We start from the raw sequence: 17,976 nt of genomic DNA on the forward strand, positions 1-17,976 counted from the left end.
CTAGTTTTGGCGCCGCGCCACCATCAGAGCGCCGACGGCAAGGATGGCGCTTGCCGTAGCAAGGGCTGCCGGTCCGCTCAAAGGATCACCTGTTTGCGGCAGCGTCGCATCGGCTGCGGACTCTTCCTCGGCGGCTTCTATCGTCGTGTCTCCGTCGTCGGCGTCGCCGGATTCGTCAGCCGAACCGACCTCATCACCAGCCGCGTCCTCATCGGGGCTCGTGGTGTCGCCTGTGTCTGGCGCGGGGTCGGTGCCGGGTTGGTCCTCGTCGTCGCCCGGGGCGTTCTCGCCCGCATCGTCCTCGGGGGTGCCGCTAATATCGGCGCCGATGCCGGGAAGGTCGATGGGGCCGTTCCCGTCTCCGGGGGTGTTTTCGTCGCCCGGGGCGTTCTCGCTGCCATCTCCGCCGTCCGGCGTATTGTCGTTATCGGGGGCGCCCCCGCCTTCGCCGCCGTTCCCGGGGGTATTGTCGGGCTCGCTCCCCTCTTCGGGGGTCTCGGGAATCTCGGTGTCGTCGGGCAGAGAGGCCATGGCGTCGGTGTAGAGCAGGTTGATGACGTTGTCCTCGGCGTTGGTGGACACGCGAATCGAAGAAGGATAGCTCTCCAGGTACACGAGATTGTCAATCTGATGGGCCAGGCTGTCGCCGTGAACCTTCACGTTGAAGGGCTGGCAGTCGACGGTAACGGACTTGAGCCTCTCGAAGACAATCGGCTGTCCGTTGATAATCTCGATAATGTGACTCGGGGAGATGCCCTCCTCGGCGCTTTGGGGAGCCTCGGAGGTTTCGTCATCGAGGCGGTCCGAGCCGTCACAGACGCGGTAGTAGTCAACGGTGTACTCGTTCAGCTCGGGATTCATGTAGCGCAGCTCAACTCCGTTCAGCGCCTCGTCTTCGCCAACCACCGGGCGAGCCGGAATGGCGTCGAAGAAGAGATAGCCCTCCAGGTCGGCCACGTAGTCCCAGGTGTCAAGCTGATCGCCCACGTTGAGGCCCGTGACGGTGTGCGTGTGCAGAAGGCGCAGGCCCGAAGGATGATTGAGCTCGGGATCGTGGTAATGCACCAGCTCGATGTAGTAGAACGTCATCGAGTAGTCGCCGTCTCCAGCGCAGGAGGACGAGTTAGTGCCCTTGCTGGCCAGAGGAAGCGCGGTGGCGTTCAGTCCCGGCAGCGCGGTGGCGCCACTGTCCTGGGCGACAGCCTCGGCGGCCTCGGAGCTCAGGGTGGCGTTTTCGCTGGCAAGAGCCGCAGAAGGGGCGCCAAGCGTTAGGCCCAGCGAGGAAGCGCAGGTCAAGCCCAGGGCGAGCACGAGCGCCAGGGCCTTGCCCTTCAGGGAAGAGAAGGCAGCAAAAGAATTATTCATAGTTCTCCAGTCATAGGGCAACAAGTCGGGTGCGAAGGCACCTGACCAGTTGCTGGGCGGTCACAGCATGGGTCGCCCGAATATGAGAGGGAAACGAAAAATGCTGCAAAGGACAGCGAGAGCAAGCTGCAAAAGAGGATTGAAAGCGCATTGGCGCAACCGCTCTCGGATGCGCGCAAGTGTACCTAAAACGGTACAGTTAAACAAGAGGCCGAGAAGGATGAGGCAGAGGATGGGCCGCGAATCCATGACTTATACATTGATGATGAAATCAATCAATATTAACGACTCTATCAGGGAGGACGCTCAAGTTCTGCGGCTTCTCTCGAGCGGCCCAGACCTGACATCACAGCCTCCCCACGCCCGCGTCAAGGGGGCGTGCCATCATACCCCAACTTTGCAACAACAGTTTTCAAACGATGCGATAAGGGCTGGAAAATACAAAAGCCCTCGGCAAGGTGGATTCCTAGAATAATTTCTGGACTACTAATGTTTGGAGGATCGGTGCGACCCTCTGCAGGAAGGAATGACACCTATGAGCGCTTCGACGTCCGAGGACGGCGCTGTCCACGGCCGGCAGTTGGCATTCATCTTCGCCGGCTTGCTGCTGGCTATGTTCGTCAGTTCGCTGTCCGAGACCATTGCGGCCACTGCGTTGCCCACCATTGTGGGCGACTTGGGCGGCGTGGAAATCATGCAATGGGTCACAACGGCCTACATTTTGGCCTCTACGATTACCATGCCCATCTACGGCAAAATAGGCGATATTATCGGCCGTAAGTTTCTGCTGATCAGTGCGTTGGTGCTGTACGCCCTGGGCAAGATCGTGTGCGGGCTTTCGGTGGACATGGCCATGCTGCTCACGGGGCGTCTTATCTCTGGTCTTGGCGGCGGCGGCTTGATCATCCTGTCTCAGGCGGCCATTGCCGATGTGGTGCCTCCGCGCAAGCGCGGCCTGTACCTGGGCGTTATGGGATCGGTGTTCACGGTATCAAACGTGCTCGGCCCGCTGCTGGGCGGCTGGTTCGTGGAAACCTTGGGCTGGCGCTGGATTTTCTGGTTCACGGTACCCCTGGCCGGGTTGGCCATTCTGGCTTTGGCCGTGTTCCTGAAGCAGCCTTCCCTGCATGGCAAGCACTTGACTTTCGACTGGCAGGGCAGTGCCGTTATGGCCGTGGGCGTAACGGCGCTGGTGCTGGCTATGACCTGGGGCGGCGAGACCTATGCGTGGCTTAGCTGGCAGATCATCGGCCTTCTGGTGCTGTTTGCCGTGGCCTGCATGGTGTTCGTGGTGGTAGAGCGCCACGTCTCCCAGCCCATCATTCCCATGGGGCTGTTCCATGATCGCAACTTCAACCTCTGTGCCATCGTGGCGCTGCTGGTCAATGTGTCCTTTATGGGCACGGTGAACTACCTGCCCACGTACTTCCAAATTGTCGATCGCATGTCGCCCGAACTGGCGGGGCTCATGGTCACGCCGCTTTCCGTGGGCATTTTCATTACGTCCACAGCCACGGGCTGGATTGCCGGCAAGACGGGCAAGTACAAATGGATGCCTCTGGCCATGTGCGCGGTGTGCGCCGTCGGCTTCTATCTGATGTCGCTCATGTACGTGGACGAGCCCGTGTTCCTGCCGCTGCTCTACCTGTTCATCCTGGGCTTTGGCCTGGGCCTGGGCACGCAGATTTTGGTGCTCATCGTGCAGAACGAGTTCCCTCAGTCCCATGTAGGTACCGCCACGGCAGCCAATAACTTCTTCCGCCAGATTGGCGCTACTGTGGGCGCCTCGCTGGTAGGCACCTTGTTCACCAGCCGTTTGACGGCGAATCTGGCGGACAAGCTGCCGGCGGCGGATCACATCTCGCTGGCCACGCTGACCCCCAGTGTGGTGGACAGGCTCCCCGATAGCCTGCAAGGCGTGGTAGCCACCGGCTATTCCGATGCCCTGGTGCCGCTGTTTCTGTGCTTCGTGCCGGTGATGATCGGCTGCTTCGTGCTTATGCTGTTCCTGGAGAAACATCCCCTGGCCAAGACTATCAATCACAGCGGCCACGGCCAGGGGAAGAGTTTGAAGTAGCGGGCGCAGCTAATCGGCGATGTCGAAGTGGGTGTTCGAGAACACGTTCAGGTTCAGGCTGTTCATGATGTGGCGAATGGCGGCTTGGGCCTTCACGGAGTTGCCGGCATCGTCCAGCGGCGGGGCGAAGGCGCACACGCCGAAGACGCCGGGCATGACGCCGATGACGGCGCCGCCCACTCCGGTTTTCGCCGGCAGGCCCGATTCGTAGAGCCAGTCGCCGGAGTGCTCGTAGAAGCCCACGGCGGCCATGAGCGAGACAATCTTCGGCGACAGCGCCGCATCGAACACACGCTTCTTCGTCAGCGGGTTCACGCCGTCATCGGCGATGGTGGCTGCGGAAATGGCCAGCTGCTCGGCGGTGACGCCCAGGGAGCACTGGCGGGTGTACAGATCGAGCGCCATCATGGGATCGTCGTAGATGCGGTCGTATTCCTTCAGCAGCCACGCGATGGAGCGGTTGTCGAAATTGGTGGCCGACTCGGAGTGGTACAGCTCATCGATGAGCACCGGTTCGCTGCCCAGCAGATCGGTCATGTTGTCGAAGATGGCCTTCCATTTCGCGTCGGCGTCTCCCTGCGGCTCCACGAGCGAGCAAGCGGTAATGGCGCCGGCGTTCACCAGCGGGGTGGAGGGGCGATCGTTTTCCAGCAGGATGGCGAAGATGGAGTTGAAGGGAAGGCCGGTGGCATCGGCGCCGATCTTATCGAGCACTGCCTTGGCGCCCAGCTCCTTCAGTACGAGGATAGCCGTGTGCACCTTCGAGACCGATTCAATGCCCAGGCGATAGTCGGTGTCGCCCACGGAGATGAGTCGTCCATCGGGCAGGCACAGGCTAATGCCGAACAGACTCGAATCGACATGGGCCAAGTAGGGAATGTAGTGGGCGTTCTGGCCGCCGGGAAGGTCCTTGCAGGCGGCGTAGGCGTCCTCGACCGCCTTCTTCAGCTGGGCATAGGTGAGTTTGACGATCATGGGGTGCCTCTTTCCTTCCGTCGGGGAATGCGGGCGCGTCCAGGGCGGAAGCCCCGTGCGCCCGCTTTTTTTGCCAGCAACGCTAGTGAACCAGTGCCGTGATGAACGCGGCGCCGGCCAGGAAAATGCCGGGTACGTTCGCCACGATAATGGGGATGTCCTTCTTCGGCTTCAGGAAGCCGTAGGCCGTCCACATGCAGCAGTTGAAGAACGCTGCCAGCGGCTGCCAGGGGCTGCCGCCGTGACCGGCCAGATTATCGCCGATGGTGGTGATGTAGGACACGTACATGATGACGGAGAGCACGGATGCGATGCGGCCAATGATGCTGACTACATCGTGCTTAACGTGCTGCTTGTGCTCGGGTACGGTCTGGTTTTGCTTGCTGATTGGGTGCTTGCTTACGGCATGGGTCGTCGCAGACATGCTTCCTCCTTTCATCGTTTGACGTCTTCAACCGTACCGCGCCGAGCTTTCAGATGAGATTGGCGCTCATCATTGAAAAGTTATCTTTACGGGGGTGTAAGGTCGTTGTAACGGTGGAGGGAGGGGCGTCCCGGTGCGCGTCTAGAAGTTGAAAACCTCGCCGACGTTGGCGGCTATGCAGAGGTCGGCATGGGCGTCGCGGGGCGTGGGGGTGCGGTTGACAATGACTAGATGGCTGCCGCTGAAGTAGTCGATGAGCCCTGCCGCGGGGTACACGGCCAGGCTGGTGCCGGCGATGACCAGCAAGTCGGCTGCGGCGATGGCGCGCACGGCGGCGGTCACCGTGGCGTCGTCCAAAGGCTCCTCGTAGAGCACCACGTCGGGCTTCACAATGCCGTCGCAGCGGGGGCACCGCGGCACGCCATCGAGGGCTGCTTCGCGCAGGGTTATCAGCTCCTCTACCGAGTAAGGGGCGTGGCAGTCCTGGCAGTAGTTTCGCAGCACGCTGCCGTGCAGCTCGAGCACGTTGCGGCTTCCGGCCTTCTGGTGCAGGCCATCGATGTTCTGGGTGACCACGGCCGAGAGGATGCCTTCCTGCTCCAGCTCGGCCAGCTTGCGGTGGGCGGCATTGGGCTGGGCGTCCAATGCCAGCATGCGGTTGCAGTAGAAGTCGAAGAACTCGCGCGGATGGGCGTCGAAGAAGCTGCGCGACACCATGGTCTCCGGCGGATAGGGGTACTTCTGCGCATAGAGGCCGTCGGCGCTGCGAAAGTCGGGGATGCCGCTTTCGGTGGACACGCCGGCGCCGCCGAAGAACACCATGCGTCCTGGCTCGCAATCGCGAATCCACTGGCGCAGCTGCTCGATAGCGTCCTGGGGTGTTGGGGTGTTCGCCGCGGGTGCCATTACTCTTCTCCTTAGTTGTCGGCCATAGCGGCGCCCCAGGCTTCCTCTTTGAAACCAGGGATGACCGTTTCGGCGGTAACGAGCAGCGGGCGCTTTACCAGCATGCCGTTGGTGGCCAGCAGGCCGTACATCTCGTCTTCGGTCATGGTGGTCAGTTTCTTCGAAAGCTCCATTTCGCGGTAGAGCATGCCCGAGGTGTTGAAGAAGCGCTTGAGCGGCAGCCCGCTGCGCTGGTGCCACGTGCGCAGCTCGTCGGCCGTGGGGTTGTCGGTGACAATGTCGCGGTCGGTGTACGGTGCGCCCTGGGCGTCGAGCCACGCCTTGGCCTTCTTGCACGTGGAGCACTTCGGGTATTCAACGAACAGGGCGTCGGCCATGGGATCTCCTTTGATCGAGCGGGACCTGCTTCCCGCCAGAGTGTGATACGGTAATGATGCGGTGCCGGCGCGCCCAGGTCCTGGTGACTTGCGGTGCCGGCAGCCTACGATGATTGTACCTAATGCGGGAAGGCGTGACGATGACCGACGGGGAACGATTGGTGTTTGGCTTCAGCAGCGGGGGAGCTTGCTGCGGCTACGACACGCTGGAAGTGCACGAGTTTGGCTGCGATCGCATTGACGCGTTCCAGGTGGTGGTTGAAGAGCCGGAGGAGGCGGCGCGATGAACGCGCAACGGGTAGTGCTGTCGGACAAGCTTGTGGCGCACCTGCGGAAGAAAGGCTTGCGCTACGTGCTTATGGATGTCGCCTTCTGCAAAAGTTGCGGCGGTGCGGTAGGCGAGCTGTTCGCGCGCCCGATGAAGGATGCGGAAGCGGAAGAGGCGCTGGGGCGAGCGGGCGTGCGGCGGTTCTTCTGCGAGGATGAGCACGACGGTAGGATTTGTGTTGGCGATGCTCCCGTAGAGCTGGTGGTGGCCAACCCCGCCATCAAGCTGGAAGCCGTCGTGCGCTTGAGTCCCCGCGCCCTCCTCGGTTGTGCCGACCTGAGGATAGAAGGTGCGGCGTACTAGACTCTTCGAGTTGGGTCGGGAGTCAACGTCCGCTGATAAAGCGGCTTGTAGGTGGCGCCTTCGCGGCTGAGGGTGCTTTTGTAGAGGGTAACGCTGGGGGCTTCGGCGGGTAGCGGGAAGGCAAGAGCGGGCAGCTTGTCCTTCGGAATGCGGACGCGACGTCCGAGGGTGATATGCGGCAAGAAGGCCTTGTCGTCGAAGGAGAGGTCGCGGGCTTGGAGAGCGTTGCGCAAGTTGATAGCCAGGGCTTCCAGGGCAGGCGTCTTGGCGATGCCGAGCCAGAGGGTGGCATCTTGGGGACGGCCGAACTTTCCCAGGCCGTCGGGGGAGAGCAGGAGGGACGCTTCAGGGTCGCGCAGCTTGTCGACGGCTTCATCGAGGGCATCCATGGCGCGGGTGGTTTCCGGATCGTCGATGTCGCCGAGAAAGGCGAGGGTCAGGTGGTAGGTATCCCGTGCCAGAAAGCGCCCTTCCATAGCGGCGCTGAGCAGGCGGCCCAAGGCCGCCACGTCGTCGGCAAATTCCGTCGGCAAATCCAGGGCGATAAAGGTACGCATAGTTCCTCCTAGCGGGCGATTCCAAGCATGCGACGAATTCCGGCCATGCTTGATATTTCGTCCAACATGTCGAGCATAGCTGGCGCTTGGTAGAATTCCCCGCGTTTCGCATTGCCGATGGGCCTGAGAATTCCGTATTCGCATGCACGGTTGATGAGATCCATGGCGGCGCGGCGGGTGATGCCGAGTCGTTGCGCGACAAAAGCCGAATCCACGACAGGTTGCTCTACCAGGAGCGCTGGCAGGCGGCGAATCTTCGCCGTTACGCGCTCGTGCATGGCGCTTTCCCAGTCTTCCAAAAGCGCACGTGCCCGTTCGGAAGTCCTTTGTGAGACGACGATGGCGAGATCAATGGCATCGATGAGCTGTTCGATGATGGGCTCAGGCATGCCCTGCTGGTAGAGGCGCAGCGCCTCCATGTAGTTGTCGATATCGTGCAGCAGCCCGGCGGAAAGGGGGATGGTTGCGCGGCGCAGAACCTCGTCTTCGCGCAGCAAGTAGTGAAGCAGGGTGCGGCCTGTGCGACCATTTCCGTCGATGAAGGGATGGACGGTTTCGAACTGAGCGTGGGTGATGGCCGCCTTGGCGATGGGGTCAAGGTCGTCGCGCTGCGTGAAAGCGCAGAGATCGTTCAGGCAATCGATCACTCGGTCGGCATGAGGGGGTACGAACAAGGCCCCATGAGGGCTGTAGGGCGTGCCGCCGACCCACACTTGCTCGGAGCGCAGCGTGCCAGCGAAAGGCTCGTCGGCATGTTTGAGTAACTGGCGGTGGATGTCTTGAATGCGGGGGATGCTGAGTGGGCCGGTGAGTCCGAGGGCGCATCGCATCGCGTCGATGTTGCCGGCGATGATCTGCGCGTTTTTCGGAGCCGATGGGGAAAGCTCGGCGAGGGCGATATTCCGTGCGCTGGAGGTGAGATTCTCGATTTGCGAGCTGGCCGCCGACTCGCTGCGCAGGAAGAGGCTGGGCAAATTGTAGGGCAGAGTCGCCTGCTTCTCATCGAATCGCGCAAGTCTTGCGCGGGCGTCGGCAAGGCGCTCGGCCAGCTCAGGAGAGAGGATGAGTTGCTGGTTTTGCAGGGTGGCAGGGATGGCGGCTTCGTAGGTGGCGGTAATTTTCCGCCGTCGCGACTTGGGGATGAGGAAAAGGTCCTCTTCGGTTCGCTCCCAGGAAACAGATTCCGTTTTTACGGCAGGCCATTTATTCATCGGGTTAAGCGCGCTTCCTTGTTCCTAGATTAACGGAAGTGAAACTAGTTTCACTTCCGTTAATCTTATCAGAAAGTACGGAAGTCAAGAGGAGGAAGGGGGAATCTTGCGGTGGATTGGCGCGGATTTTAAACATCGAACGGCACCAGGCCGGCGGCGAATTCTTCTACGTCGTCGAAGAGGAAATCCATACGGTCGATGTGCTTGTTGAGGTGCCAGTGGCCGCAGTACCAGCGCTGGTAGTCGAGCCGGTCCTCTAGGCTGTCCAGCCAGTTCTCGGTGCTTTTGTCCACCTTGCTTTGGTCGATGCCCTCGAAGTAGGCCTCCACCGGGGTGTATTTGGCGGGGCAGGTGTGGGACAGCACCACGTCGATCTGCCATCCGCGTGCTGCCAAGACAGCCTCCACGCGGTCCTTCACCTCTTCATCGGGCTGCTCGTCGGGAAACCCCGGCAACCCCTCGCGCACGCGCCATTCCGCGTCGATACTGTAGGCACCCCCGATGGCAATGGTGGAAAAGCCGTCGAAATCGTAGACCTCGCCGTCCTTCGCGAACAGGAGGTTCGGCCAGGCGTCCTCTACGAACACCGTGCCGCCGTGCCAGGACTTTTCGTGGTACAGCTCGGGTAGGGACTGGGGACGCGCCTCGTGATTGCCGTGGAGGCAGAACAGCGTGGCGGGAATGCGGGCCGCCTTCTTCTTCGTTTGGCGATCGCGGCCGTGCAGGTAGAAGTTCGCGCCCACGTCGCCCAGAATGATGACAATGTCGTCGCTGGTAAGACCTTGGCGTTCGCTGAACGCAATGAGGTCGCGGAAGTCGCCGTGTATGTCGCCGGTGATGTAGACCATGGGGCCATGGTAGCGCGTGCCGGCAGTGCCGCTGAGCGCGTCGGGTCCAGGTTGGAGAACTGTCAAATGGAGCCCGGCCGCTGCTCGGCCTGAAAGACGGGGGGCTTGCGATAACGGGCTACTGACGATCGTAGTAGTCGCGGTCCGTTATGAAGTAGGTGCGGATGAACCCCTTGGGAGACACCACGACGAACTCGCCGGTACGCTCCAGGAAGTAGAGATCGTCGCCGTCTTCGGCCTGCAGCTTGTGGAGCGCCTTCGGGTTGGCGATGACGGCGTTGGCGCTGGCCAGGTACTCGTCGGCCGTGGCGCATCCCATCTCGGCGCCGTGCTTCTTGAAATGCTCCTCCAGGGCGTGGGCATTACGGAAGGTAAGGTGAGAGGTGGTCGCAGCGGGGGCGTTTGCCTCCGAGGTGTCGGTGACGTGCTGAAATCCCGCGCACCCAGCGCTGACGGTCAGAGGAAGCGCCAGAAGGAAGGCGAAGAGCAGCGAGAGGGCGCGCTGACCCATTGCGTGGGCTACGGTGTCGCGTTGAGAGGCGTCCATGGGGCTCTCTTTCTCTTCGCTTCTTTTGCGTCTTTGCCAAAGTATAATGTTCGGAAGACCGACAGAAGACGATTTGCGATACCTGAGGGAAGGTTGTTATGCGCAGCAACGTGCAAGGCCTGCTGTTCGATGCTGATGGCACGCTGATCGACACCTACGAGATCATCCTGTGCTCCATGCGTTATATGCTGAACGAGGTGGAGGGCCTGGGGCTGTCCGATGCGGAGCTGATGGCTGGAGTGGGCACGCCCTTGCGCGACCAAATGCTGCACTTTGCCCAGGGAGATGAGAAGAAGGCCGATGAGCTGCTCGTTCGTTATCGCGCTCACAACGACGTCGTTCACGACGAGCGCATAGCCGCATTTCCCGACACGCGCGCTGCTTTGGAGCGTTTTCGAGCGGCGGACATTCCCATGGGCGTGGTGACGTCCAAGCGCCATGCCATGGCCCAGCGCGGCCTGGAGATGAGCGGCATTGCGGAGTTCTTTGACGTGCTGATTGCTCCCGATGACTGGCCGGAGCACAAGCCGGCGCCGGGCCCCATCCTGCGGGCCGCCTCGCTCATGGGGCTTGATCCAACGGTCTGCTTCTATATTGGTGATAGCCCCTTCGATATTCAGGCGGGCAATGCTGCCGGTTGCACGTCGGTGGCGGCTTTGTGGGGCATGTTTCCCGCCGAAGCCCTGGCACAGGAAAACCCCGCCCTCGAGTTCGACTCGCTGACGGGGCTTGCAGATTACCTGGGGGTATAGCGCCGAGGACGCCTTCGAGGAGTGCTACTTCTTGCTCTTCTTGGCCGGCTTCTTGTCCAGCATCTCGCGCACTTCCTCGCGACCCTCGTCGTTCAGGGCCTTCTCGTCGGGCGCCAGGCGCTCCAGCAGCTCCATGAGCTCGCCCATATGCTCGCGCTCTTCGTCGCGAATATCGGCGAGTACCTTCTTGGCATCCTCGTTGTCCGTGGCCTGAATATGGGCGTCGTACTCGTGGATGGCCTCCAGCTCGCCAACAATGTCTTGGCGAATAGCGTTGATGAGCTCTTCGTCCGTCAGCTTGCGCGGGACTTCCATTACAAACGGGTTGGAAAGAATAGCCATGATTGTTCCTTTCAACGGGGTAGCGCTTCTCATCGAGGCGGAGACGCGTGGGTCGCCGGCCTCCGATGAGGTCATGGGTCATGGTAGGGGAGGGGGAGCCGCCACGGCGGCAACGGGATTTCTTTGCCACGAACCTGTAGACGCTTTGACGATAAACGATGGAAATAGGCCATGCTCGCAGGAGGCCATTCCCTGGGAAGAGCCAGCCAACTGGTGGGCCTGATGAGACAAGTCAGACGGTTGGCTGTCTCAGTTGGCTGCCTCATGGTCCGTACGCCAAAATGAGAATGGGTGATAACAAAAACTGCCTTTATGCAGGGCGTTTCGCACAAAATGAACGAGTTTGAGTGAGGGAATTTTCAGCCTGTTTGCGCGATTGTTCGTGGGTTTTCGTTCGCAGTATCTTCGCTTCAGAGCAACGCAGTTCCGCTCTCGGGCCCCGCGAGGAGCAAGGGGTCGGCGGGGCGTTCTCATGAAGGAGGAGTTGTCATGGGGAAAGAAAACACAGTGGTGTCTCCGCAGGTAGTGACCAAGCAGCCGGTGCGCTCGCTGCGCGCAGATAGCTGCTTGACAGTGGCGATGGCCGAGGAGGTTCCCGTTGAGCACACGCTCGATGTGGTGGTCAACGGACGCCGCGCCCTGCAGTTGGTGTGCACGGCTACCAGTTTGCGCGAGCTGGTTGTGGGGCGCCTCTACAGTGAAGGCATTATTGCTGCCGTCGGAGATATCGAGTCGCTCCGCTTCGACGAGTCCTTATCAACGGTGCGCGTGAGCCTGCGCCAAGCGGTCCCGTTGACGGCAAAGGCGATGGAGGTTGTGCCGACGGCGGTAACGGGCACGCGGGTTTTCGTGGAGACCCCAGAGCAGGAGTCGGATTCGCGCAAGGTGACGCCCATTCCCTGGAAAGCGGAGGACATCTTCTCCCTGGCGCGCGTTTTCTCTTCAGACAGCCCCATGCATCGCACCACCTGTGGCGTGCACAGCTGCTATTTGGCCCAAGGGGCCGAAGTGCTCTGCCGTTGCGAAGATTTGGGCCGCCATAACGCGTTCGACAAAGCGGTCGGTTATGGCCTGCTACACGGCATCGATCTGAAGCGCTGCACGGTCTTCAGCAGCGGACGATTGCCGATCGATATGCTCAAGAAGGCGGTGCGTGCGGGCATTCCCCTGGTGGTTTCGAAGTCGGTCACCACCGACCGCGCTGTTCGGCTGGCGCGCGAGAGCGACCTGACCCTGATTTGCTCGGCGTGGCCCGACTCGCTGCGCGTCTATCACGATCCGCGAGATGCGGACTGGTTCGAAGAGCGGCCCCGGTCCATTTGCGCCTAGGACGCTGCTGTCGCCGCGTCCCATTCCTCAACTTGGATTTATTTCACGCGCCATCCATGGCGCTGGGCGAAGTGCGCCCCCATACAACGCGTTTCCGATGAAGAAACGGAAGGAGAGAGCATGAAAGACAGCAAGGAACAGGTGGGTCGAAGCGATGAAGCTTTGGCCCCGGCCCAGTGGGCGGCCATTGCCCGGTCGCGCAGCCGCGTGTACGGGTTTTTGGGTGCCCTGTACTGCCGCCGCCCCGACGACCAGTTCGCTAGCGGCCTGTTGGGCGACGACTTGGCGGCCTTTATCGCCAGTGTGACCGCGCAGGAGGATTTGGCTGACGACATGCGCGTGGGCGTGGCCCTTATCGACCAGTACATGCAGGATTGCGAGGGCAAGGACGTGGAGGAGCTGACCACCGAGGTGGCGGTTGAGCGCACGCGATTGCTTCGCGGGGTGAAGCCCGGCTACGGGCCGCCGCCGCCCTACGAGTCGGTGTACTCCAACCAGATGCATGAGCTGGAGACCCATCGCATTGCCGCTGTGCTGAACGCCTACGCGGCTGCCGATGCCGTCTTGCCCAAGGACATTCACGACCAGCCCGATTACATCGGTCTCGAGCTCGATTTCATGCGTCACTTGTGTGCAAAGGAGAGCGAGGCGTGGGCTGCGGGCGACCGCGAGCAGGCCCTGGCTTTCATTGCCCAGCAGCAAAGCTTCTTGGACGAGCACGTTGCTCCGTGGATCCCGCGGTTTTGCGATGTCATGACCGAGCAGGCACGGCTTGATCTGTATCGGGGCGTGGCCCTGATTACGAAGAGCTTTGTGCTCGACGAGGCGCAAGGGGTGGCCGAGTACCACGAGGTAGCTCAGCTGCTGCCCCAGGCGGCCTGAGCCAGAGAGCGAGGTGAGAAACGAACGTGTCCGACGCAATATGCGTGATAACCGATAACCAGAGGAGAGGATAAAAGGAGGAGAGAATGGAAATGGAAAGCACAACAACAACGGGCGTGTCCCGCCGCGGCTTTCTCAAGGGCGCGGCGGCGCTGACCGCCGTGGCGGCCATTGGCGACAGCCTGTTCGACGGCCCGCTGTCTTCGCTTGAAGAGGGCGTGGCGGCCGAGGCGCCCGTCGAGGATCGCTGGGTCCGCAGCGTGTGTCGCTGCTGCCGCGTGCATTGCCCCATCCAGGTACATGTGGTCAACGGCGTGGCGGTGAAAGTCGACGGCATCCCCGGCGAGCCGAATGGCCAGGGCCGCGTTTGCGGCAAGTCCCAGTCCGGCCTGATGACGCTGTACAACCCCTATCGCGTCAAGAGCCCCATGAAGCGCACCAATCCCGAAAAGGGCCTGGGCGTCGACCCGCAGTGGGTTGAGATCTCGTGGGATGAGGCCATCGATGAGGTGGTAGCGCACCTGAAGCCGGTGCTGGAGACGGAGCCGGAGTCCTTCGACTTCTACATGTCGAACTTCGGCGATTCCCACGCCAAGAACATCATGTCCGACTTCTACAAGACCTTCAACAAGAACCTGCGCACCCAGCTTAACTCGGGCATTGGCTGGCAGGACGGCGTGTGCGGCGACACGGCCCACCGCGTGACCCTGCGCCATCTGGGTGGCTTCGTGGAGTCCACGGACTATGAGTACTGCCAGTACATCATTGTCATGGGCACGAACTTCTTCGGTTCGGGCAAGGGATATCCGGCTCCTATGCGCGGCTTCTTGAACGCCAAGGACAACGGCATGAAGGTGGTCGTGCTCGATCCGGTGCAAGCCGACGTGGCCCGCATGGCCGACGAGTGGATTCCTATCAAGCCGAGCACCGACCACGCTTTCGTTTTGGGCATGATCAATGCCATGGTGGTGGAGAACGGCGTCTATGACCGCGACTTCCAGAAGACCAACACGAACGGCCCTTACCTCATTGGCCCCGACGGCATGTATGTGCGCTCCAAGGAGGAGAAGGTAGTCGACCCGACCCGCTTGGGCGAGGAGTTCGGCAAGCCGCTGGTGTGGGACGCTGTGGACAACAAGGCGAAATGCTGGGACGACCCCACCATCAAGGACTTTGCCCTGGAGGGCAGCTACACGGTGGATGGCGTGGAGTGCCAGCCCGGCTTTCAGCTGTTCCTCGACTTCATCCAGGATTACACGCCCGAATGGGCCGAGGAGATCTGCGATGTGCCGGCCGAGACCATCCGCCGCATTGCCAAGGAGTTCGGCGACGCCGCCTGCATCGGCACGACCATGACGTTCTACGATGATCCCGACGGCCCCTACGAGGTGCCCTATCGCCCGGTGGCCGTGGACTTCCAGAAGGGCGCCCAGGCCCATTATCACGGTATTCTGGCCGGTCGCGCCATTGGCCTTCTCTACACGCTGACCGGAGCGGCCAACGTGGTGGGCTCGAGCCGTGGCAGCGAGGGCGTGACGGCCGACCCGGTGCCCGGCGTGGACGGCGTGGTGCAGGAGAGCCGCGAGTTCACTACCTACGAGTTCAACTACCCGCCGGCGAAGTCCAAGGACATCTACTTCTTCGGCCCCGAGACGCTGGACATGGACATCTTGGCCGAGCCCGAGAAGCACCCCGAGGAAGTGGCGCTGTACGGCGACAAGCTCAAGAAGAAGGTGCTGTTCCATCACTTGCGCAATCCGCTGCGCAGCCGCGGTACGGGCAAGCACGTGGAGGCCGGCATGAAAACCGTGGACTTCATCTGGACGATGCCGCTGGTGTTCGACGAGATGACCGAGATGAGCGACGTGCTGCTGCCCGAGATGAGCTACTTGGAGCGCTACGCCATTCTGGTTCCCGGCACCCGCGCGCTGTCCGGCAGCTGGTGGGAGTTCAACAAGGACTACATCTCCGGTTTCGAGGCGCTGCAGCAGCCGGTGGTGGAAACCCTGCACGACACGCGCCAGATGCTCGACATCATGACCGAGATTGCCGATCGCATGGGCTATCTACCCGAATGGAACACGGCCGTGAACGCGCGTCTGTCCATCGATCCCGAATATGCCCTTGATCTGGACAAGAAGTACGAGGTATGGGAGATGCTCGACCGTCACTTCCAGACGAAGTTCGGCCCCGAGTTCAACATCGACTGGTTCCGCGAGAACGGCTTCAAGGGCAACCCGGTGCCCAGCCGCAAGTCCTGGTACCCCTACCTGAAGCATCCCGAGACGCGCTTCCCGGTCTACGACGAATGGTGGGTGTGGGCGCGCGAGCAGTACAAAGCGGACCGCGAGAAGTACGGCCTGTCCCCGCATGAGGCGGCCTACTACGACCTGATCGGTCTTCCCGAGTGGCACGGCATCGGGCCCCTGGGCGAAGCTGATGCCCAGTACGACCTGTACGGCTGCCACTACGGCAACGCCTTCTCGGCCATGTGCATGCCCATGGAGGACCCCTGGAAGGGCGAGTACATGGAGAAGTTCGCCCCCTCGCTTATCGGCGTCAAGATCCACACCTCCGTGGCCGAGAAGAAGGGCATTAAAACCGGCGATCATGTGCGGGTGGAATCCCAGTTCGGCAACGTGGTAGAGGGCACCGCCTATGTGTCCGAGGCCATTCGACCCGACTGCATGGGCATCAGCGGCGGCGGACCCTCCGATTCGGTCAACGTCGGCCCCTACGCTCACCTGGGCACGCACTTCAATCGACTCATCAGCCACGAGTCGAAAGAGCACGATCAGGTGACGGGCAACGCCGACTTTACGGTTATGGTCAAGGTCGAGAAGGCATAGGAGGTACGGCAATGAGATACGGAATGGTCATAGATCTGGCCCGCTGCACGGGCTGCCACGCCTGTGCCATGGCCTGCAAAGCCCAGCATGGCACTCCTCCGGGAGTGTGGTGGTCGAAGGTTCTGGAAAGCGAGACGGGCACGTACCCGAACGTGCGCATCGTCTATGAGCCGGTGCTGTGCATGCACTGCGAGAACGCGCCCTGCGCCCAGGTGTGCCCCACGGGCGCTACCTATAAAGGCGAGGACGGTGTGGTGGACGTCGATTACGACAAGTGCATCGGCTGCCGTTACTGCGAGGCGGCCTGCCCCTACGACGCCCGCAACTTCGTGGAGAAGATCGAGCCCGGCTTCCCCGAGTACGGCTTCAATCCCTACGAGGAGGTCATGTACCAGGGGCATCAGGTGGGGGTCGTGGAAAAGTGCAACTTCTGCAAAGATGCCCGCGCCAATGGCGAGGAACCCGCGTGCGTGCGCACCTGCCCGGCCTACGCCCGTCACTTCGGAGACTTGGACGATCCCAGCAGCGAAGTGGCGCAGTTGGTGGCCGATTACGATGCCTATCAGCTGCTTCCCGAGCAGGGTACGAATCCGTCCGTGTACTACATGGCGAAAAGCCGTAGCGTGAGGAAGTAGAGGAGGTAGGCAATATGGGATTGCATAGTGTATGGGGCCCGCTGATTGCGTGGTACCTGTTTTTGGCCGGCACGGGCGCGGGAGCGTACCTGGTCGGCGCGGTAGCCGGCTTCCTTGGAGAGCGCTATCGGCCCCTGGTGAAGCCCGGCGTGCTTCTGGGCGCGCCGCTGGTGGCCATTGGCTGCGTGCTGCTGCTGTTTGACCTGGGCGTGCCGACGCGCTTCCTTATGGCGTTCCTGCAGCCGCAGACGTCCATGATGTCGGTGGGCGTTATCATCATCAGCTGCTTCATTGTGCTGAGCGGCGTGCACTGGATTTTGACGGTGACGAAGAAGGGCTCGGAGAAACTGCTGCGCGGTCTCTCCATTGCCGCTGGCGTGTTCGCCGTGGGCACGGCGGTCTACACGGGCCTGCTTTTGGCCCTGGTGCAGGCGGTGCCCTTCTGGAATCAGCCGCTGCTGCCCGTGCTGTTCCTGTTCTCGGCATTGTCGACGGGCATCGGTGCCGTCTTCGTGGCCGTGGGCGTCATGCGCCGCGTGCGGCCGGCGGCTCCGGCCAAGACGAAGCTGGCCGCTACGGGGGCCGGGGTTGCCGTGCTCGATGATGACATGGCGGTGCCTGCGGCTCCCACGCGCAGCGCGGCAGTGCCGCGCACGGCCGAGCAGAGTGCCGTGGTCGCGCAAGAGGTGGATGAGAATGTGGTTGCCTCTGCTCACGCACTGGGCGTGGTGGACCTGCCCATCGTTGTGGCCGAGCTGCTGGTGCTGTTCTCCATGATGTTCATCATGGGATCGTCCCACTCGGTGGCGGCCCTCTCGGTGGATTTCCTGCTGGCGGGCGGTTTCGCGCTTCCCTTCTGGTTGGGCATTGTGCTTGTCGGCTTGGTGGTGCCGGCTGTGCTGGAGATTGTCTCCCTCGCGCGCTGGCATGGAGCGCAGTACGGCGCCCGCGTGCTGGACGCTGGCGTGATCACGGGTCTCTGCCTGCTTGTCGGCGGCGTGATGCTCCGCTTCGCCGTGGTGGCCGCCGGTCTTAATATCGCCGTCCTTATGTAGGTTCTTCCCCCCTCCTTCCAACCTGCATAGCGCGACGTTGAAGAAGACCCCTGGTGCTCCCGGGGGTCTTCGTTGTGCTGAGGTTTCAAAGGGGAAGCGCTTTGCGGTGCGGCGCGAAACTTGTTCTACAATACGGAGAGGCGAGGGGTGCGCCACTACCGGAAACAGCAACAGTCGCAAGGGCCCAAGCCCTTGGATTGCTGCGCTCGAAAGG

19 protein-coding genes are annotated in these 17,976 nt (G+C 61.7%); 9 read left to right on the top strand and 10 right to left on the bottom strand.

Annotated elements, in window-relative coordinates:
• Complete coding sequence (locus PZH32_RS02070; RefSeq protein WP_275205971.1) at positions 1 to 1,365, bottom strand: hypothetical protein; 1,365 nt, start codon at positions 1,363 to 1,365, stop codon at positions 1 to 3.
• A gap of 535 nt (positions 1,366 to 1,900) precedes the next feature.
• Between PZH32_RS02070 and PZH32_RS02075 the strand changes: the two genes are divergently transcribed.
• Positions 1,901 to 3,442, top strand: coding sequence for an MDR family MFS transporter (locus tag PZH32_RS02075; protein ID WP_275205972.1), 1,542 nt, complete (start codon positions 1,901 to 1,903; stop codon positions 3,440 to 3,442).
• Between the two features lie 9 nt (positions 3,443 to 3,451).
• On the opposite strand, the gene glsA is transcribed toward PZH32_RS02075, so the two are convergent.
• From glsA to PZH32_RS02095, 4 genes are all read right to left on the bottom strand, one after another.
• Positions 3,452 to 4,417 (bottom strand): glutaminase A, encoded by a 966-nt coding sequence (gene glsA, locus PZH32_RS02080; RefSeq protein WP_275205973.1) that lies wholly within the window; start codon positions 4,415 to 4,417, stop codon positions 3,452 to 3,454.
• 82 nt (positions 4,418 to 4,499) lie between these two features.
• The gene (locus PZH32_RS02085; protein ID WP_275205974.1) at positions 4,500 to 4,841 is read right to left on the bottom strand and encodes a SemiSWEET family transporter; all 342 of its coding nucleotides are present in this window, start codon (positions 4,839 to 4,841) and stop codon (positions 4,500 to 4,502) included.
• A 141-nt stretch (positions 4,842 to 4,982) separates the two neighbouring features.
• Positions 4,983 to 5,747, bottom strand: coding sequence for an NAD-dependent protein deacylase (locus PZH32_RS02090; protein ID WP_275205975.1), 765 nt, complete (start codon positions 5,745 to 5,747; stop codon positions 4,983 to 4,985).
• A gap of 11 nt (positions 5,748 to 5,758) precedes the next feature.
• Positions 5,759 to 6,124 (bottom strand): arsenate reductase family protein, encoded by a 366-nt coding sequence (locus PZH32_RS02095; RefSeq protein ID WP_275205976.1) that lies wholly within the window; start codon positions 6,122 to 6,124, stop codon positions 5,759 to 5,761.
• A gap of 140 nt (positions 6,125 to 6,264) precedes the next feature.
• On the opposite strand from PZH32_RS02095, the gene PZH32_RS02100 reads away from it, so the two are divergent.
• Together PZH32_RS02100 and PZH32_RS02105 are read left to right on the top strand one after the other, a co-directional pair.
• Complete coding sequence (locus PZH32_RS02100) at positions 6,265 to 6,411, top strand: hypothetical protein (RefSeq protein WP_275205977.1); 147 nt, start codon at positions 6,265 to 6,267, stop codon at positions 6,409 to 6,411.
• Positions 6,408 to 6,755: a hypothetical protein gene (locus PZH32_RS02105; protein ID WP_275205978.1), complete on the top strand. Its 348-nt coding sequence runs from the start codon at positions 6,408 to 6,410 to the stop codon at positions 6,753 to 6,755. The genes PZH32_RS02100 and PZH32_RS02105 overlap by 4 nt, the downstream gene beginning before the upstream one ends.
• Here the strand turns inward: PZH32_RS02105 and thpR are convergent.
• The 4 genes from thpR to PZH32_RS02125 form a co-directional block, all read right to left on the bottom strand.
• Positions 6,752 to 7,312 (bottom strand): RNA 2',3'-cyclic phosphodiesterase, encoded by a 561-nt coding sequence (gene thpR, locus PZH32_RS02110; protein WP_275205979.1) that lies wholly within the window; start codon positions 7,310 to 7,312, stop codon positions 6,752 to 6,754. The genes PZH32_RS02105 and thpR overlap by 4 nt on opposite strands.
• Before the next feature lie 8 nt (positions 7,313 to 7,320).
• The gene (locus tag PZH32_RS02115; protein ID WP_275205980.1) at positions 7,321 to 8,523 is read right to left on the bottom strand and encodes a Fic family protein; all 1,203 of its coding nucleotides are present in this window, start codon (positions 8,521 to 8,523) and stop codon (positions 7,321 to 7,323) included.
• A gap of 128 nt (positions 8,524 to 8,651) precedes the next feature.
• Positions 8,652 to 9,437 (bottom strand): metallophosphoesterase family protein, encoded by a 786-nt coding sequence (locus PZH32_RS02120; RefSeq protein ID WP_275205981.1) that lies wholly within the window; start codon positions 9,435 to 9,437, stop codon positions 8,652 to 8,654.
• A gap of 52 nt (positions 9,438 to 9,489) precedes the next feature.
• The gene (locus PZH32_RS02125) at positions 9,490 to 9,918 is read right to left on the bottom strand and encodes a hypothetical protein (RefSeq protein ID WP_275205982.1); all 429 of its coding nucleotides are present in this window, start codon (positions 9,916 to 9,918) and stop codon (positions 9,490 to 9,492) included.
• A 98-nt stretch (positions 9,919 to 10,016) separates the two neighbouring features.
• On the opposite strand from PZH32_RS02125, the gene PZH32_RS02130 reads away from it, so the two are divergent.
• On the top strand, positions 10,017 to 10,670 hold the full coding sequence (locus PZH32_RS02130; protein WP_275205983.1) for an HAD family hydrolase: 654 nt from the start codon (positions 10,017 to 10,019) through the stop codon (positions 10,668 to 10,670).
• Between the two features lie 24 nt (positions 10,671 to 10,694).
• On the opposite strand, the gene PZH32_RS02135 is transcribed toward PZH32_RS02130, so the two are convergent.
• Positions 10,695 to 11,012 carry a ubiquinone biosynthesis protein COQ7 gene (locus PZH32_RS02135; RefSeq protein ID WP_275205984.1) on the bottom strand — a complete coding sequence of 106 codons (318 nt, stop codon included), beginning with the start codon at positions 11,010 to 11,012 and terminating at the stop codon, positions 10,695 to 10,697.
• A gap of 489 nt (positions 11,013 to 11,501) precedes the next feature.
• Here PZH32_RS02135 and fdhD point away from each other — a divergent pair, with 489 nt between their 5' ends.
• From fdhD to PZH32_RS02160, 5 genes are all read left to right on the top strand, one after another.
• Positions 11,502 to 12,341: a formate dehydrogenase accessory sulfurtransferase FdhD gene (fdhD, locus tag PZH32_RS02140; protein WP_275205985.1), complete on the top strand. Its 840-nt coding sequence runs from the start codon at positions 11,502 to 11,504 to the stop codon at positions 12,339 to 12,341.
• A 120-nt stretch (positions 12,342 to 12,461) separates the two neighbouring features.
• Positions 12,462 to 13,223: a TorD/DmsD family molecular chaperone gene (locus PZH32_RS02145; RefSeq protein WP_275205986.1), complete on the top strand. Its 762-nt coding sequence runs from the start codon at positions 12,462 to 12,464 to the stop codon at positions 13,221 to 13,223.
• An 86-nt stretch (positions 13,224 to 13,309) separates the two neighbouring features.
• Positions 13,310 to 16,072 carry a molybdopterin-dependent oxidoreductase gene (locus PZH32_RS02150; protein WP_275205987.1) on the top strand — a complete coding sequence of 921 codons (2,763 nt, stop codon included), beginning with the start codon at positions 13,310 to 13,312 and terminating at the stop codon, positions 16,070 to 16,072.
• 11 nt (positions 16,073 to 16,083) lie between these two features.
• A complete protein-coding gene (locus PZH32_RS02155) occupies positions 16,084 to 16,707 on the top strand; it encodes a 4Fe-4S dicluster domain-containing protein (RefSeq protein ID WP_275205988.1) in 624 nt (207 codons plus the stop codon).
• 14 nt (positions 16,708 to 16,721) lie between these two features.
• Entirely contained in the window at positions 16,722 to 17,762 is a 1,041-nt protein-coding gene (locus PZH32_RS02160; protein WP_275205989.1) for a DmsC/YnfH family molybdoenzyme membrane anchor subunit, read from the top strand.
• Positions 17,763 to 17,976 lie beyond the last annotated feature (214 nt).

The organism is Adlercreutzia equolifaciens (assembly GCF_029076695.1).
Lineage (GTDB): Bacteria > Actinomycetota > Coriobacteriia > Coriobacteriales > Eggerthellaceae > Adlercreutzia > Adlercreutzia equolifaciens_A.

What these genes read in the sequence shown, in the direction of transcription:
- PZH32_RS02070 (WP_275205971.1), bottom strand. Translation starts at nt 1,365, where the DNA reads ATGAATAATTCTTTTGCTGCCTTCTCTTCCCTGAAGGGCAAGGCCCTG.
- PZH32_RS02075 (WP_275205972.1), top strand. Translation starts at nt 1,901, where the DNA reads ATGAGCGCTTCGACGTCCGAGGACGGCGCTGTCCACGGCCGGCAGTTG.
- glsA (WP_275205973.1), bottom strand. Translation starts at nt 4,417, where the DNA reads ATGATCGTCAAACTCACCTATGCCCAGCTGAAGAAGGCGGTCGAGGAC.
- PZH32_RS02085 (WP_275205974.1), bottom strand. Translation starts at nt 4,841, where the DNA reads ATGTCTGCGACGACCCATGCCGTAAGCAAGCACCCAATCAGCAAGCAA.
- PZH32_RS02090 (WP_275205975.1), bottom strand. Translation starts at nt 5,747, where the DNA reads ATGGCACCCGCGGCGAACACCCCAACACCCCAGGACGCTATCGAGCAG.
- PZH32_RS02095 (WP_275205976.1), bottom strand. Translation starts at nt 6,124, where the DNA reads ATGGCCGACGCCCTGTTCGTTGAATACCCGAAGTGCTCCACGTGCAAG.
- PZH32_RS02100 (WP_275205977.1), top strand. Translation starts at nt 6,265, where the DNA reads ATGACCGACGGGGAACGATTGGTGTTTGGCTTCAGCAGCGGGGGAGCT.
- PZH32_RS02105 (WP_275205978.1), top strand. Translation starts at nt 6,408, where the DNA reads ATGAACGCGCAACGGGTAGTGCTGTCGGACAAGCTTGTGGCGCACCTG.
- thpR (WP_275205979.1), bottom strand. Translation starts at nt 7,312, where the DNA reads ATGCGTACCTTTATCGCCCTGGATTTGCCGACGGAATTTGCCGACGAC.
- PZH32_RS02115 (WP_275205980.1), bottom strand. Translation starts at nt 8,523, where the DNA reads ATGAATAAATGGCCTGCCGTAAAAACGGAATCTGTTTCCTGGGAGCGA.
- PZH32_RS02125 (WP_275205982.1), bottom strand. Translation starts at nt 9,918, where the DNA reads ATGGACGCCTCTCAACGCGACACCGTAGCCCACGCAATGGGTCAGCGC.
- PZH32_RS02130 (WP_275205983.1), top strand. Translation starts at nt 10,017, where the DNA reads ATGCGCAGCAACGTGCAAGGCCTGCTGTTCGATGCTGATGGCACGCTG.
- PZH32_RS02135 (WP_275205984.1), bottom strand. Translation starts at nt 11,012, where the DNA reads ATGGCTATTCTTTCCAACCCGTTTGTAATGGAAGTCCCGCGCAAGCTG.
- fdhD (WP_275205985.1), top strand. Translation starts at nt 11,502, where the DNA reads ATGGGGAAAGAAAACACAGTGGTGTCTCCGCAGGTAGTGACCAAGCAG.
- PZH32_RS02145 (WP_275205986.1), top strand. Translation starts at nt 12,462, where the DNA reads ATGAAAGACAGCAAGGAACAGGTGGGTCGAAGCGATGAAGCTTTGGCC.
- PZH32_RS02150 (WP_275205987.1), top strand. Translation starts at nt 13,310, where the DNA reads ATGGAAATGGAAAGCACAACAACAACGGGCGTGTCCCGCCGCGGCTTT.
- PZH32_RS02155 (WP_275205988.1), top strand. Translation starts at nt 16,084, where the DNA reads ATGAGATACGGAATGGTCATAGATCTGGCCCGCTGCACGGGCTGCCAC.
- PZH32_RS02160 (WP_275205989.1), top strand. Translation starts at nt 16,722, where the DNA reads ATGGGATTGCATAGTGTATGGGGCCCGCTGATTGCGTGGTACCTGTTT.